This is a genomic window from Streptomyces sp. NPDC041796 (assembly GCF_055590785.1).
Genome location: NZ_JBVJAH010000023.1, coordinates 56,306 through 70,749 on the forward strand (window position 1 = coordinate 56,306; position 14,444 = coordinate 70,749).

Sequence of the window (14,444 nt, forward strand, 5' to 3'; positions counted from 1 at the left end):
ACGTACCGTCACGCATGCGGGGCGTCCTGCCTCGGCCGCGACGCGAAGGCCACGAGGATCAGGAGCAGTCCGCAGGCGGCGACCAGCGCCCAGCCCGGCCGGGACGCGTGGGCGAGGCCCATGGGCGCGGTGCCCGTGACCAGCCCGCCGGCGACGGCGATGCCGAGCGCGGAGCCGAACTGGCGGGCGGTGGACGTGATCGCCCCGGCGACGGCGGCGCGGCCGGGAGGCAGGCCGCTCACCGCGGTGTTGGTGAGCGGGGCGTTGGCGAAGCCGAACCCGATGCCGATGAGCGCGTAGGCCGACAGGAGCAGCGGCAGGCCGGTGTGCTGGTCCAGCCCGACGAGGCAGAGGCCACCGGCGGTGAGGAACGCGCCGGCCAGCAGCAGCGGCAGGCGCGGTCCTCTCCGGCCCACGAGGCGGCCCGCCCAGGGGGCGCACACGGTCGCGCCGGCCGCCATGGGGAGGGTCGCCGTGCCGGCGGCCAGGGGCGTCCATCCCCGGCCGTCCTGCAGGTACAGGGTGTTGAGCAGCAGGGTCACGTTGAGGGCGACGAAGACGGCCACCGCGCCCAGGACCGCACCGCTGAAGGCCCGGTGCCGGAACAGCCGCGGATCCACCAGCGGCTCGGCGCGGCGGGACTCGACCCACACGAACCCGGCCGCCGCCACGGCGGTGAAGGCGTACGCACCGATCGCCGGCGGCGACGTCCAGCCGATGTGCGGCCCCTCGATGAGGACGCCGACCGATGCGGCGATGACCGCCGTCAGCAGGGCCTGACCGGGCAGATCGAGCCGCTGCGCCCGCCGGGCACGGGACTCGGGCACGAACACCGCGCTGAGGACGAGGGCGGCGACGACGACCGGCGCGTTGATCCAGAACAGCGACCGCCAGCCGAAGCCGTCGATGAGGGCGCCGCCCACGACGGGACCCGCGGCCATGCTGAGCCCGAAGACCGACGCCCAGACGCCGATCGCCCGCGCGCGCTCCCTCGGGTCGGGCATCGCGTTCACCACGATGGCGAGAGCCACCGGACTGAGCATCGAGGCGCCGACGCCCTGGAGGGCGCGGGCCGCGACGAGCACGCCCACCGAAGGGGCGAGGGCACAGAGCAGGGAGGAGGCGCCGAAGACGGCCAGCCCGGTCCGGAACACCCGTCGGCGTCCGAAACGGTCCGCCAGCGCGCCGGAGGAGATCAGCAGACCGGCCAGGACGAGGGTGTACGCGTCCACGGTCCATTCGAGACTGCGCGTCCCGACGCCCAGGGCGCGCCCGATCTCCGGCAGGCCCACGTTGACGATGGTGGTGTCGAGGCCCACCAGGAACATGCTGAGACAGCAGACGGCCAGCACCGTCCAGCGCCTTCGCGCACTGAACCCTGGCAGCGGCTGAAGGGGATGAGTCGTCGCGGTCACGGCCTGCCTCTCACGTCCACAAAGCGTCCGGCCCGGCCATGCTCGGGCCGGAGTCCACCCGGCACCCAGCACCTTTGCGAAGACTGCAAAACTGGGTGCATGGACGAGGAACTACGACGGACGCTCGACGGCATCGGCCCCCGGCTGCGCACCCTGCGCCGGGACCGCGCCCTCACCCTGGAAGCGCTGGCGGCGGCGACCGGGATCTCGGTGAGCACCTTGTCCCGCCTGGAGTCCGGCAAACGACGCCCGACCCTGGACCTGCTGATCCCCCTCGCAACGGCCCACCGCGTCCCCCTCGACCAGCTGGTGGCCGCCCCCGTCACCGGCGACCCCCGCGTCCACCTGAAGCCCCTGCCCAAAGGCCCCGGCAGCGTCCTCGTACCGCTGACCCAGTACCCGGGCCGGGTGCAGGTGTTCAAGCAGGTGCTGGCCCCCCGCGAGCCCAAGCTGGTGACCCACGACGGCTACGAGTGGCTCTACGTCCTCGCCGGCGACCTGCGTCTCCTCCTCGGGGACCAGGAGTGCGTCCTCCGCCCCGGCGAAGTGGCCGAGTTCGACACCAGGCAACCCCACTGGTTCGGCCCGGCGGGCACCACCGCCGTCGAAATCCTCCACCTCTTCGGCCCCCGGGGCGACCAGGCGGTCACCCGTACGCCTCCGTCCGGCCCGGACGGGCACGACCACCGCTGACGTGGTTCGAGCCGCCGAGACGATTCCCGCGACGGGGCATACCCGTGTTCGACCGTGGATACGGTCCGGCCATGTTGCAGTGGATCACCTTGATCAGCACAGTGGTGGGCGCCGCGATCGCCACAGGATCAGCCATGTTGCTCGACCGGCGCCAATGGCGGCGGGAGCGCCTGGATCGTGACACGCAGATGCGACGCACCCTGTACGGGGACTACCTGGCGTGCCTCTCCGAGGCGCGCCACACGTGCGGGAACGTGGCCCGGGACCCGGATCTGCGGCTTTCCGCGCGGCGTACGACTGCCCGTGAGGCGTTCGGGCCGTGCATCGGGATGCGGTACCAGATCACCATCACCGCACCTGCGCCTGTGGTGGCCGCCTCGGAGGATGCCTTCCGGCGGCTGCGTGACCTCCGCGACCGCGTGATGGAGGGGACTTTGGTCAGTGCCCCGGCGTACGTGGAAGGGCGCCGCAGCTACGACGACGCACTCACGCTCCTGCGGCTTCGCATGCGAGAAGACCTGCGCAGCGGTAGCACTCACGCCTGAACGGGGCGGGACCCCGCCCCCGCTCGAGCCGCGGAGCGGAAGAGCGAGTACGGCTTCCGCGACCTGTGGCAGGAGGTCGAAGGGGTGCACCAGGAGTACGACGCCCTGGGGTCGCCCGAACCGTGGGACTTCAGGCCGACCGTGACCGCAAACGGTCAGCGGGTGTGGCTGCGTGATCCGGAGCAGGTCATCGAGCACCCGCCCCGACCGGCCCGGGACGGGTGAGGCACCGCCGGGGCCGACGGTCCGCGGTGCTCGGTCCGCCCCCGCTGTCCTGACGCGCGCCATGGAGCCCGTCGTGCTGCACTGGACGAGTAGGGACCACAGCGGAGGTGCTCATGAGCGGCCGCGTCGGCAAGACCCGCAACATCTTCCTCGTGTGGCTCATCTGGCCACTGATCACCCTCGGGATCTATCACCTGGTCTGGTACTACAAGGTGAACCGCGAGGCACGTGAGTTCGACCACCGTATCGAGGTGCAGCCGGGCATGGCGGTGGTGGCCATCGCCCTGGGCTGGATCCTGATCGTGCCGCCGTTCATCTCCGTGTTCAACACGGGTGATCGCATCGCCCGCATGCAGCGGGCGGCCGGGATGCAGCCGACCTGCAACCCCTGGATCGGCCTCATCCTGGTGTTCGTCTTCAGCCTGCACTCGCTGTACTACCAGCACGAGATGAACCAAATCTGGGCCCACTACAGCTACCGCGAGGAAGGCGAACACGTCCCGTTGGCCGTGTGACGTGTGAAGGACGCCGCCGTCCTACGGCTGTGAGCCTGGGCCGGCGGTGTCAGGAACCGCACACGGACAGTCCTCCCCGCCTCGGACAACCGCTCGCCTACTCCGGGCCGGTGGTCGGTGACCGTCGGCCTGGAGTGCCCGTACAGCGGGGAAGCCCGGTAGGACCTGGGCCTACAGGACCGGCAGGTTCTTGCGGAGCTCGAAGGCGGTGACCCCTGAGCGGTACTACTCCATCTCTGCTTCTTGTTGTGGAGGAAGTTACGAGCCGCCTGGGTGACCTAGGGCCTGCCCAGTTGACCGTCGAATGACCTGCGCTGGTGCGGTGGTTGTTGACGGGCCGGGCTAAGGGCCGTGCTCGCACAGTAGAGGCATCCCGGGGCACCGCTCACCCAGAACAGCTGTCGGGGGAGCCGCCTCAACGCCGTCGACTCCGGAGGTTCGTTGACTCCTGCGTAAGGCAGCAGGTCACGGCGCTGCACTTGGTAGATCCGGTGGACGAGACTGCCGGGCTGCTTGGTGCCGTTGCCGTCCGCCGTCGTTGCCGTCACTGTCCGGTGGCTACGTCGTCTGAGCCCTGGTTTTGGCGTTCGATCCATGGGGCCACCCCGGGTGCCGTCCTGCCCATCGTCTGGCTGGCAACAGGGACATTGAGACGACAAGAGGTGTGTGATGTGCTTTTTCAGGGCGGAAGTGCGCCTTACTTAAGCCCACCTCGCCCCGCCCCTCCCACAGTTTGCATGCCGCCACTCCGACATGCCGGAGTCGCGCAGGCCTCACCCGCACATCAGGTGGTAAATGAAGTCCCCAATTACCCTGCCGACGAACGTGGCAAGCGTCGTTGCGAGTACTGCGAGAGACTGTCGCGCCCCAGCCTGAAGAAGTGATGCCCTTGTTGAGAGTGGGGTTGCGGAGTTGCCTGTCTCGCTCATAAGTTCCTCCCGGCCTCGCTTGGCTGTGCAGCCCAGTCTGGTTGTGCTGCCAATGGCGAAGCGATGCCCTTGCGGGTGAAGCAGAGGTGCTCTCGCCAGCGATGCTGATCTGATGCAGTATCGATGCAGGGTGGACCAGCCACCCCGCACCGGCGTGCCACAGTAAGGGGCCGGCTTATGCCTGAGCGCGTCCCAAACCACCGTCTACGTCAACAGCGTGAGCTGCGGAACGAGAGCAGGGAGGAGTTCGCCGCTGCGATCCGGCGAGTGGCAGAAGAATTAGGAGAGAATGTGGGGTGCACCAAGCGCCATGTAGCAGCATGGGAGGACGGTGAAATCGTATGGCCGCGCCCAGTCTACCGCAGGATCCTCTCGATATTGCTGGGCATGAGCCCGATCGAGTTGGGGTTTGCGCCGAAGAATTCGAGGGCTTTTCAAGCCGAGCCAGTCGGAGGTGGGGATGTGCTGAACAGGCGGGGGTTCACAACAGGCATGGTTAGCGGCGTTGTGCCGCTCATGGGCGGCCCTTCTCAGGAGCCCACGCCAACCCTTTGGGACGCTGGAGCAGACCTGAAGCGTGTACCAGCCCAGTTGAGCGCCTTGGAACAACGTGTAGGTGGAGCAGCAGTTCTAGACCTAGCGACTACGCAGCTGAAGATGTTTCAGCAGTTATCACGCCTTTCTGAACAATCGGGGACTCGCCAGGGTAGGACGCTGCTCTCGACAATTGGATGGATCGGAAGGATCACCGGGTGGAGTGCCTTCGATGCTGGCGACCCGAACTTGGCGCGCGTTTTGTTCGGAGAGGCACGGGCATACGCGTTGATGTCAGGCGATTCACTGCTCGTCGCAGACCTAGCGAACTTATTGTCTCATCAAGAGCTCTACTTGCGGAATCCGCAAGGTGCTCTAGAGGCAGTCGCTTCCGCCCACCGGGAAGCAGCGGACGAACTGTCCCACCCCAAAGTGCGCGCTCTCTTCGCAATCCGTGTGATGCAGGCGCAAGCTCTTCTTGGCGATAGGAGCGCAGTGCTTGCGCACGAGCGGGAGGCCAGAGCCAATTATGAAGCGGCCGGGAAGAACGGGGAGGAGCACTGGTGGTTGGGCTTTCTGTCCGAAGGCGAAATGAACCGGCAACTGGGCAGTGCCTACCTCGACCTTGGCAATTACGCCAAAGCGGAGCGCTTTCTCCGTGAGTCAACAGGTGTAGTGCGCGCTGACTTCCCGCGTAATGACACGTACTGGCGGATCCGGCTGGCGCAAGCCCTTGCACTCAAGGGTGAATACGAGGAGGCAGTTTCCCTGACAGGCGATGCCCTGCGGCACTACTGGCTCGACGGCTCGCGGAGGATCCGCTACCAGGTCGTAAGGTTCGCGAGGATACTGGATCCCCGGCGTGGAGGTGCCGCGGTAAGAAGTTTCCATGAAGAGATCCGCGAGACGCACCGTGAGATCGCTTCAGAGCTGTCCCCCCCTCCATAGACGCGCATGCATGAGACGCCCGCGCCCGGATAGGGTGATGAATCCGAACCAAGGGCAGAGGTATGGCAGTCTGGCCTCATCCTTATCAGGTCAGTCGCGCTACGCCATCGACGTCAGTCGACCCGCTCCATGCCCTCGACTGGCTGGACTCTCACGTTCGATGTAGACCACCGCTGTTCGACCTTGTTGCGGACACTGATGTCAGAGAAATCAGTGTTCATGACACCACTAGATAATGTTGATCGACGCAGGCTGCTGGAGCCTCTCAGGCGCCCCTGCTCTTCGCGATCACACTGCTCAAGACATCGACGAGCACGTTTCGTGCCGTCCCACCTGCCGCGCTGGCTACTTCGCAGAGTCGCGACCGTCGCTCTGGGTCAGTCTCTTCATCGTGCGGCTTCTCCAAGGCGCTGAAGCAATACATCGAGCAAGTGCTCCGCCGTCGGCCACCGCCCGACAGCCTGCCGTGCTTCCTTGGACACCGCCTTCACGCACCACAACCCTGCGGAACCCGCAGTCCGCGAAAGAGTGATAAACCCGGCGCTTTCCAGGGCAAGTGCTGACTCAGCAATCTCGGCGACGTCGAAACCGGTTTCGTCTGTGGTGTCTTACAGCTCGGGGAAGGACGCGCCAGCGGCGTCGTCGAGCTGGCGAACGAGCGCGCCAAGGACTGGCAGGTCCCGTTTGACCCATGCGCTCTCTATGCCGCGACCATGCGGAGCAATCCGGACTTCTGCACCGCGGAGGCGGGAAGAGAAAAACGAACCTCCCGCGGCTTGGGAACCGCCATACTCGGGTCACGGTGTACCGCAAGGTGGAGGGGTCCCTGTGTCACTTCTAAGAAGTGATCTCAATTGGTGTGATCGCTAGCCTGTCCGCCGTGATGACCATGGTGGAGCGTCTGGTGCCCGACGGGTTATGGGAGTTTTTCCAGCGGGTGGTTCCTGCGGCGCCGGTACGGCCGCAGGGCGGTGGCCGTCGGCGGCACGGGGATCGGGAGGTGCTGGCCGCGATCGTTTTCGTGGCCACAACGGGCTGCACCTGGCAGCAACTTCCGCCGGTCTTTGGCCTGTCCGGGCCGACCGCGCACCGCCGGTTCACGGAGTGGAGCCGGGCACGGGTCTGGGGCAAGCTCCACCGGCTGCTCCTGGACGAGCTCGGCGCGCGCGGCGAACTGGACTGGTCGCGGTGCGCGATCGACTCGGTGAACATGCGGGCGATGAAAGGGGGGAGCTGACGGGCCCGAATCCTGTGGACCGGTGCAAGAAAGGATCAAAGGTCCACTTGATCACTGGCTGGGTCGTCACCGTTGGACCGTGGAGCGGACGGTGGCGTGGCTGGCTGGGTGCCGCCGTCTGCACCGCCGCTACGAGCGCAAAGCCGAACACTTCCTGGCCTTCGCCGGCATCGCCGCCGCCCTGATCTGCTATCGACGGCTAGCACCCTGACACGGCCCCATCTAGGACTGAGATGATCCATGCCGTGATCGGATGGATGCACTGCACCCCGCGCACCGTCGTCATACTGGCCTGCGTCATCGCAGGTGTCCTGTTCTTCGTCGGGGCCGTCGCGCACATCACCGACCTGCTCCATCACGGCCTGCACCCGTACGGCTGGGCACCGGACTGGCTCAACCTCTACTGGTCCTCGCTGGCCATCCTCGACCCACTCGCCGCCGCACTCCTACTCAACGGGAAACGCCACGGAATCGACCTGACCTGCGCCATCATGACGACCGACACCGCCGCCAACTGGTACGCGGTCTACGACATCCAGCACAGCAACCTCCTCGCCCTACCCGGCCTCCAACGGCTGACCGCCTTCGCACTGCTGGTACTCGGAGCAACACCGTTCCTCCGCAAGCGCCTCACCAATTAAGATCACTTCTAAGTCTCGGTGGCTTCATCATCCTGGCTGCGGCCATAGCAATCGGCATAGGGACGGCTCGCCGCAGCGGAGGGCACGTTCCGTACCAACCGACGGTGTACCGGACCATCACCTGGGATGGCCCAGCAGAACACTTCGACCCGACTACGCGTCCCTCCCCCGACCGGATCTCCGCTCGCGGGGAAGCACTCGTAACCATGGTCGTACGGAAGCACGTGGCCGGCCCCGGGACCGCATGGTTCGAGCCTGCCAGCCCTCTCGTTTCAAGCTGGACTCTGGCGACGTACACGTCATCCCACGTCGTCTCATCACAGCCGTGGAGCCATACGAAGGCGATGAGCCCCACACGTCTGATGAACGGATTCTGAAAATCGACCTGCGCCCTGGGGCAGGGCTTTCCTCTGTCATTGTCTTCGCGAAGCTGCACGCCTTGGACAAGTGGGCTGGGCTAGCCGCCGGCTGAAGCGTGAGGTGGGCGGAAAGCCGTGGACACCAGGTACGAGGCCGCCTCCCCCACGCCCGACGGCCCACAGACGGCCCAGGGAGGCTGAGACGGCTCCGGGCCGGCGGTTGGTGACCGTCGGCCCGGAGTGCCGTGCAGCGGTGGGACCAGGGCTGACCTGGGGTTACAGCACCGGCAGGTTCTTCCGCAGCTCGAAGGCGGTGACCTCGGAGCGGTACTCCTCCCACTCCTGCTTCTTGTTGCGGAGGAAGAAGTCGAAGACGTGCTCGCCGAGCGTCTCGGCGACCAGTTCGCTGCGCTCCATCAGGGAGATGGCTTCGCCCAGGTTCTGGGGCAGGGGTTCGATGCCCATGGCGCGGCGTTCGGCGTCGGAGAGGGCCCAGACGTCGTCGTCGGCGCCGGCGGGGAGTTCGTAGCCCTCCTCGATGCCCTTCAGGCCGGCGGCCAGCAGGACGGCGTACGTGAGGTAGGGGTTGGCGCCCGAGTCGATGGAGCGGACCTCGACGCGGGCCGAGCCGGTCTTGCCGGGCTTGTACATGGGGACGCGGATCAGGGCGGAGCGGTTGTTGTGGCCCCAGCAGATGTAGGAGGGGGCCTCACCGCCCGAGCCGGCGGTGCGGGTGGAGCCGCCCCAGATGCGCTTGTAGGAGTTGACCCACTGGTTGGTGACGGCCGAGATCTCCGCCGCGTGCTTCAGGAGGCCCGCGATGAAGGAGCGGCCCACCTTGGAGAGCTGGTACTCGGCGCCCGACTCGTAGAAGGCGTTGCGGTCGCCCTCGAAGAGGGAGAGGTGGGTGTGCATGCCCGAGCCGGGGTATTCGGAGAAGGGCTTCGGCATGAAGGTGGCCTGCACGCCCTGCTCCAGCGCGACCTGCTTCATGACCAGCCGGAACGTCATGATGTTGTCGGCGGTCGACAGGGCGTCGGCGTAGCGGAGGTCGATCTCCTGCTGGCCCGGCGCGCCCTCGTGGTGGCTGAACTCGACGGAGATGCCCATCGATTCGAGCATGGTGATCGCCTGGCGGCGGAAGTCCATGCCCACGTTCTGCGGGGTGTGGTCGAAGTAGCCGGAGTTGTCCGCCGGGGTGGGGCGGGAGCCGTCCAGCGGCTTGTCCTTCAGCAGGAAGAACTCGATCTCGGGGTGGGTGTAGAAGGTGAACCCCAGATCGGAGGTCTTGGCCAGGATGCGCTTGAGGACGTAGCGGGGGTCGGCGAAGGACGGCGAGCCGTCGGGCATCAGGATGTCGCAGAACATCCGGGCCGTCCCCGGGGCCTCCGCACGCCACGGCAGGATCTGGAAGGTGCCCGGATCGGGCTTGGCGATCATGTCCGACTCGTACACCCGGGCGAAGCCTTCGATCGCCGAGCCGTCGAAGCCGATGCCCTCGTCGAAGGCCTGCTCGAGCTCGGCGGGGGCCACGGCGACGGACTTCAGGAAGCCGAGCACGTCCGTGAACCACAGGCGCACGAAGCGGATGTCGCGCTCCTCGAGCGTACGGAGTACGAATTCCTGCTGCTTGTCCATTTCCACACCCATCCTCGCTGATCAGGCCAGCATGCCACCACACGGTTTCGTGCACGTTGCGAACCCATAGTGCATGGAGCTCTGTGGCGTAGGTAACGGAGGCCTCGCAGACTGGTCCCATGGACCGTGGCACTGAGCGGCTGCCCGGCGCCGGCAAGCCGGCGATCCGGCTGCGCCTGCTGCCGTGGCTGACCATGGTGCTGCTGGTCGTCGTCCAGCTCACCACGCCCCGGAGCGTGCAGCTCGGTTTCGCCTTCGCCGTGGTCCCGCCCCTGACGACGCTCCTGTACGGGATGCTGGGCACCGCCCTGGTGGCGGGCACCATGTTCGGGCTGCTGCTGATGCCCTCCATCCGTGCCGACGACGTCACCTACGGCGACCTGCTGGCGTTCGGGCTGATCGGGGTGGTCAGCGTCGTGCTGGCGGGGGTACGGGTCCGGCGGGACGCGCAGCTGGTGTCGGTGCGGACGGTCGCGGAGGCGGCCCAGCTCGCCGTGCTGCCGCCGATGCCGGAGCGGGTGGGGCCGGTGCGGTGCGGGGCGCTGTACCGGGCGGCGGAGCGGGGGACGCTGGTGGGCGGCGATCTGTACGACGTACAGGACGGGCCGTTCGGGGTGCGGGCGATCGTCGCCGATGTGAAGGGGCACGGTCTGGCGGCGGTGGGGACGGTGTCGGCGTTGCTGGGCACGTTCCGGGAGGCGGTGCTCGACGAGCCCGGGCTGGCGGGGATCGCGGGGCGGCTGGACCGGCGGCTGGTGGTGGATTCGGCGGGGCGGGGGGAGACGGAGGTGTTCGCGACCGCCGTGCTGATGGAGTTCCCGCCGGGCGGCACGGTGGTGCGGGTCCTCAGCTGCGGTCATCCGGCGCCGCTGCTGGTGGACGGGGACGGGGCGCGGGAGGTGGAGCTGACACCGGGCGCGCCGCTGGGGCTGGGGCTGCTGGAGTTCAAGGCGCCGGAGGCGGTGACGGTGCCGATGGGGCCGGCGGACATGCTCCTCGCGCACACCGACGGGGTGACCGAGGCGCGGGACGCGACGGGCGCGTTCTACCCGCTCGCGGCGCGGCTCAGGACGTGGACGCGGCCCGCCTCGCCGGTGGAGCTGGTGCGGGCGGTGTGGCGCGATCTGTCGGCGTACGCGGGCGAGGTCGCCGACGACGTGGCACTGCTGGCGATCAGCACACCGGACGGGGAACGGGGCCGACCGGGCCCCCTCACCACCCCGGACGGCGGGCACGGCTGACCGGGCGATCCGCCCGCCCGGCGCCCTGCGCACCGGACGGCCATGGCTGAGCGGGTGGTCCGCCCATTAACATCAGCGCCCATGGGGGGCCACGGGCTCATACGCATCGCGCGTCCCATGGCGCTGGTCGGCGCCGTGGCGACGCTCGTCGCCGTGCTCTTCGTCTGCCTGGCCCCGCACGGTGGTGCCGAGGGCCGGGACGGGCACGAGCGGGTGCTCGCCACGCACACGGTCACCGAGTACTCGTGTCCGTACGACCGGGGCGACTGCGGGCTCTTCCCGTACCTCACCCCCGCCGTCCTCACCGCCCCGCCCCTCGACCCGCCGCCCCGGGCGGACGACCTGGTGCGTGCCGGGCTGCACGCGCCGGCCGGCCGGCCCACCGCCTCCGAGGCGCGGCCGCGCGCTCCGGATCTCCACGTCCTCCAGGTTCTGCGGACCTAGGCGGCCCGCCGCAGTCCCGGACGCAGTGACCACCTCTTAACTCCCCAGAAGGAAACCCCCACCATGGCTGCCAACCGATCCTCGACCGCCGACCGCCGCGCCCGAATAGAGCAGATGCGCCGGGCGGAGCAGGCCCGCGAACGCCGCAACCGCATCATCACCATCTCCGTCAGCGCGCTCGTGGTCGCCGGTCTCGTGGGCTTCGGCGGATACGTGCTGAACAAGGAGAACAAGGAGCAGGAGCAGCGCGAGGCGGCGGCGAAGGCGCCCATCGAGGACGAGAAGTCCTGGGACGCCAAGAAGCTGGGCCGCAACCACGTCACCAAGCCCGTGACGTACCCGATGAAGCCCCCGGTCGGCGGCGACCACGACCAGGTGTGGCTGAACTGCGACCGGGACGTCTACAAGAAGCCGGTCCCCGAGAGGAACGCGGTGCACTCGCTGGAGCACGGCGCGGTGTGGGTGACGTACAACGACAAGGCGCCCGCGGCGGAGGTGAAGAAGCTGGAGGAGAAGGTCGGCAAGACCTCGTACTCCTTCATGAGCCCGGTCAAGGACCAGGCCGGCCCGATCATGCTGAGCGCGTGGGGCAAGCAGGTCACGGTCGACGGCGCCGACGACCCGCGGGTGGACGCCTTCTTCACCAAGTACGTGCAGGGCCCGCAGACGCCCGAGCCGGGCGCGGCGTGCACCAACGGGCTGGACCCGCAGTGACCCGGAGGCGGGTGACGCGCACGCAGTGGGCGGCGGTCACGGCGGTCGTCCTCGCGCTGCTCTTCGCCGGGGCGGCGACGGTCGCGTCGGCGGGGCCGGAGGCGGAGCCCCGTGCCACCGCCGCGCCGGCGGCGGATTCGGCGGACGCCGGGTTCGCGCGGGACATGTCGGTGCACCACCAGCAGGCGGTGGAGATGTCGTTCATCGTGCGGGACCGCACGAAGGACGAGGAGGTGCGCCGCCTGGCGTACGACATCGCCAACACGCAGGCCAACCAGCGCGGCATGATGCTGGGCTGGCTGGACATGTGGGGCCTGCCGAAGGTCGCGCCGGGCAGTGAACCGATGTCCTGGATGGGCATGCCGTCGCACGGCTCCTCGCACTCCGGCGAGCTGATGCCGGGTATGGCCACGGCGGCCCGGCTGGACCAGTTGCGGGCGGCGAGCGGCAGGCAGGCGGAGATCCTGTACCTGCGGCTGATGACCGATCACCACAAGGGCGGGGTGCACATGGCGCAGGGGTGCGTCGACGCGTGCCGGCCCGGTGTGGAGCGGGATCTGGCGCAGGGGATGGTCGACGCCCAGGAGTCGGAGATCCTGCTGATGGAGGACCTGCTGAAGGAGCGCGGCGCGAAGCCGTAGCGTTCGCGGTCCGGACCACGTGCGGCCGTCCCGGGTGTACCGGGGCGGCCGTACGGCGGTGCAGCGGTCGCGAGGTGGTGGGGGCGCGGCGAGAATGGAGGCGCTCGGGGACCGACGTACGGCGCCGTTCGGCGTTTCGGAGGAAACGAACCCCATGACCACCGCCAAGGACATCATGCACCCCGGAGCCGAGTGGCTCCCCGCACACGAGACCCTCGACCGTGCCGCGCAGCTGATGCGCGAGCTCGACGTGGGCGCCCTGCCCATCGCCGACGAGAACGAGCGGCTCTGCGGCATCCTCACCGACCGCGACATCGTCGTCGGCTGTGTGGCCCAGGGCCACGACCCGGCGCGGGTCACGGCGGGCGACATGGCGAAGGGCACGCCGCGCTGGATCGACGCGAACGCGGACGTGGAGGAGGTCCTCCGGGAGATGAAGGGCCACCGGATCCGCCGGCTCCCGGTGATCGAGAACAAGCGCCTGGTCGGCATGATCAGCGAGGCCGACCTCGCCCGTCACCTGTCGGACGCGCAGGTCGCCGGGTGGGCGGAGAAGGTCTACGAGCAGCGCTGACCGCCCGCCCCCGTCCGCTGCGCGGGGGCGCGGTCACCGGCAGGCGTGACGCGACCCGTGCGTCACGCCTGCTGTGCGTGCGGCCCCGGCCGCGTCGGGGCCGGGGCGGTCGCCGGTGTCGCTGTCGGCGCCGGGGCTTGGGCCAGTACGGCGTCGGCCACGGCCTGGGGTTCGTCCAGCATCATCAGGTGGCCGGATCCCGGCACGGTCGCGAAGCGGGCGCCGAGCAGGTCCGCGAGGGCGTGCTGGCGGCTGGTCCAGCGCCGTGAGGCGGGCGCCGCCAGCACGGTGACGGGCACACCCGGCGGAAGGGGCCGGCGCTCGCGCAGGGTGAGGACCTCGGCGGCGACGGCCCGGTAGTGGGTGTTCTCCAGGAGGGCACCCCTCAGGACGCGGGAGGTCGTGTAGCAGCGGCGTACCAGCGCGGCGGGGGCCGGGTCCGGGGCGAGGCCCGAGCGGGAGAGGCGGACCACGGCACGGCGGGTGAGCGGGCCGAGGGCGGCGGGCGCCCCGGTGGCGGAGAGCGCGGCGGCGACGGCGCGCGCGAGGGCGGTGCGGACGGCGGGGGCGGCAGGCACGCGCGGGTGCTCCTCGACGGACGCGTCGACGAGGACGACGCCCGAGGCGCGGTCGGGGTGCAGCCGGGCGAACGCCTCCGCGTGGAACCCGGCGATGGAGTGCCCGACGACCGTCACGGGGCCGGGCAGGGCCAGCGCGTCGAGGACGCCCGCGATGCGGTGCGCCTCGCCCGCCGCGGAAGGCGCCGCGGCGGCCGGGCCGCTCAGCCCGTGGCCGGGGCGGTCGAAGCGGACGACGGTGCGGTGCGGGGCCAGCAGCGGGACGACCGGGTCCCAGTCGAACCAGCTCATGGCGAGCCCGGCGCTCAGCACGCAGACCGGGCCGCTGCCCTCGACGACCACATGGTGGGGTACTCCCCCGACCCGTACGAAGCTCACCGTCTCGTCCCCCTCGCCACTGGTGCCACCGGCATCGCGCCTGCGCCCCACCCTGCCACGTGCACCCTAGCCACGGCCGCCACCCTGCCACGTGAACCCCGGCCATGGCCGCCACCCTGCCACGTGCACCCTGGCCACGGCCGAGCCGCTCCCGCCCCGGCCGTCCGCGGCCGGGGTGGTCCCGCCGGAGGGGCC

General features: G+C 69.2%; 13 protein-coding genes and 2 pseudogenes. 11 read left to right on the forward strand and 4 right to left on the reverse strand.

What is annotated here, in order from left to right; translation table 11 throughout:
- Positions 1-8: 8 nt before the first annotated feature.
- Positions 9-1,487, reverse strand: coding sequence for an MFS transporter (locus ACZ6C1_RS32715; RefSeq protein WP_469245995.1), 1,479 nt, complete (start codon positions 1,485-1,487; stop codon positions 9-11).
- 27 nt (positions 1,488-1,514) lie between these two features.
- Between ACZ6C1_RS32715 and ACZ6C1_RS32720 the strand changes: the two genes are divergently transcribed.
- The 3 genes from ACZ6C1_RS32720 (at position 1,515) to ACZ6C1_RS32730 (ending at position 3,393) form a co-directional block, all read left to right on the forward strand.
- A complete protein-coding gene (locus ACZ6C1_RS32720) occupies positions 1,515-2,108 on the forward strand; it encodes a helix-turn-helix domain-containing protein (protein WP_469245997.1) in 594 nt (197 codons plus the stop codon).
- A 71-nt stretch (positions 2,109-2,179) separates the two neighbouring features.
- A complete protein-coding gene (locus ACZ6C1_RS32725; protein WP_469245999.1) occupies positions 2,180-2,653 on the forward strand; it encodes a hypothetical protein in 474 nt (157 codons plus the stop codon).
- A gap of 338 nt (positions 2,654-2,991) precedes the next feature.
- On the forward strand, positions 2,992-3,393 hold the full coding sequence (locus ACZ6C1_RS32730; protein ID WP_469246001.1) for a DUF4234 domain-containing protein: 402 nt from the start codon (positions 2,992-2,994) through the stop codon (positions 3,391-3,393).
- A gap of 171 nt (positions 3,394-3,564) precedes the next feature.
- On the opposite strand, the pseudogene ACZ6C1_RS32735 reads toward ACZ6C1_RS32730, so the two are convergent.
- Positions 3,565-3,650, reverse strand: a pseudogene (locus tag ACZ6C1_RS32735) (glutamine synthetase); the annotation flags it as partial.
- Positions 3,651-4,979: 1,329 nt separating this feature from the next.
- On the opposite strand from ACZ6C1_RS32735, the gene ACZ6C1_RS32740 reads away from it, so the two are divergent.
- From ACZ6C1_RS32740 to ACZ6C1_RS32750, 3 genes and pseudogenes are all read left to right on the forward strand, one after another.
- On the forward strand, positions 4,980-5,804 hold the full coding sequence (locus tag ACZ6C1_RS32740) for a hypothetical protein (RefSeq protein WP_469246003.1): 825 nt from the start codon (positions 4,980-4,982) through the stop codon (positions 5,802-5,804).
- An 889-nt stretch (positions 5,805-6,693) separates the two neighbouring features.
- A pseudogene (locus tag ACZ6C1_RS32745) lies at positions 6,694-7,252 on the forward strand (transposase).
- 34 nt (positions 7,253-7,286) lie between these two features.
- Positions 7,287-7,682, forward strand: coding sequence for a hypothetical protein (locus ACZ6C1_RS32750; RefSeq protein ID WP_469246005.1), 396 nt, complete (start codon positions 7,287-7,289; stop codon positions 7,680-7,682).
- Positions 7,683-8,317: 635 nt separating this feature from the next.
- Here ACZ6C1_RS32750 and ACZ6C1_RS32755 read toward each other — a convergent pair.
- Complete coding sequence (locus ACZ6C1_RS32755; protein WP_469246007.1) at positions 8,318-9,679, reverse strand: glutamine synthetase family protein; 1,362 nt, start codon at positions 9,677-9,679, stop codon at positions 8,318-8,320.
- Positions 9,680-9,798: 119 nt separating this feature from the next.
- On the opposite strand from ACZ6C1_RS32755, the gene ACZ6C1_RS32760 reads away from it, so the two are divergent.
- From ACZ6C1_RS32760 to ACZ6C1_RS32780, 5 genes are all read left to right on the forward strand, one after another.
- Positions 9,799-10,920, forward strand: a complete 1,122-nt coding sequence (locus ACZ6C1_RS32760) for a PP2C family protein-serine/threonine phosphatase (RefSeq protein ID WP_469246009.1) — start codon at positions 9,799-9,801, stop codon at positions 10,918-10,920.
- An 81-nt stretch (positions 10,921-11,001) separates the two neighbouring features.
- Positions 11,002-11,364, forward strand: a complete 363-nt coding sequence (locus ACZ6C1_RS32765) for a hypothetical protein (RefSeq protein WP_469246010.1) — start codon at positions 11,002-11,004, stop codon at positions 11,362-11,364.
- A 63-nt stretch (positions 11,365-11,427) separates the two neighbouring features.
- Positions 11,428-12,078 carry a DUF3105 domain-containing protein gene (locus ACZ6C1_RS32770; RefSeq protein WP_469246012.1) on the forward strand — a complete coding sequence of 217 codons (651 nt, stop codon included), beginning with the start codon at positions 11,428-11,430 and terminating at the stop codon, positions 12,076-12,078.
- Positions 12,079-12,089: 11 nt separating this feature from the next.
- Positions 12,090-12,719 (forward strand): DUF305 domain-containing protein, encoded by a 630-nt coding sequence (locus ACZ6C1_RS32775; protein ID WP_469246014.1) that lies wholly within the window; start codon positions 12,090-12,092, stop codon positions 12,717-12,719.
- 154 nt (positions 12,720-12,873) lie between these two features.
- Positions 12,874-13,293 (forward strand): CBS domain-containing protein, encoded by a 420-nt coding sequence (locus tag ACZ6C1_RS32780; protein ID WP_469246016.1) that lies wholly within the window; start codon positions 12,874-12,876, stop codon positions 13,291-13,293.
- A 62-nt stretch (positions 13,294-13,355) separates the two neighbouring features.
- Here ACZ6C1_RS32780 and ACZ6C1_RS32785 read toward each other — a convergent pair whose 3' ends face one another.
- Positions 13,356-14,249 (reverse strand): alpha/beta fold hydrolase, encoded by an 894-nt coding sequence (locus ACZ6C1_RS32785; RefSeq protein WP_469246018.1) that lies wholly within the window; start codon positions 14,247-14,249, stop codon positions 13,356-13,358.
- Positions 14,250-14,444 lie beyond the last annotated feature (195 nt).

Coding starts and splice junctions, on each gene's coding strand:
- ACZ6C1_RS32740 (WP_469246003.1), top strand. CDS start 4,980: ATGTTTCAGCAGTTATCACGCCTTTCTGAACAATCGGGGACTCGCCAG.
- ACZ6C1_RS32770 (WP_469246012.1), top strand. CDS start 11,428: ATGGCTGCCAACCGATCCTCGACCGCCGACCGCCGCGCCCGAATAGAG.
- ACZ6C1_RS32765 (WP_469246010.1), top strand. CDS start 11,002: ATGGGGGGCCACGGGCTCATACGCATCGCGCGTCCCATGGCGCTGGTC.
- ACZ6C1_RS32720 (WP_469245997.1), top strand. CDS start 1,515: ATGGACGAGGAACTACGACGGACGCTCGACGGCATCGGCCCCCGGCTG.
- ACZ6C1_RS32760 (WP_469246009.1), top strand. CDS start 9,799: ATGGACCGTGGCACTGAGCGGCTGCCCGGCGCCGGCAAGCCGGCGATC.
- ACZ6C1_RS32725 (WP_469245999.1), top strand. CDS start 2,180: ATGTTGCAGTGGATCACCTTGATCAGCACAGTGGTGGGCGCCGCGATC.
- ACZ6C1_RS32755 (WP_469246007.1), bottom strand. CDS start 9,679: ATGGACAAGCAGCAGGAATTCGTACTCCGTACGCTCGAGGAGCGCGAC.
- ACZ6C1_RS32730 (WP_469246001.1), top strand. CDS start 2,992: ATGAGCGGCCGCGTCGGCAAGACCCGCAACATCTTCCTCGTGTGGCTC.
- ACZ6C1_RS32780 (WP_469246016.1), top strand. CDS start 12,874: ATGACCACCGCCAAGGACATCATGCACCCCGGAGCCGAGTGGCTCCCC.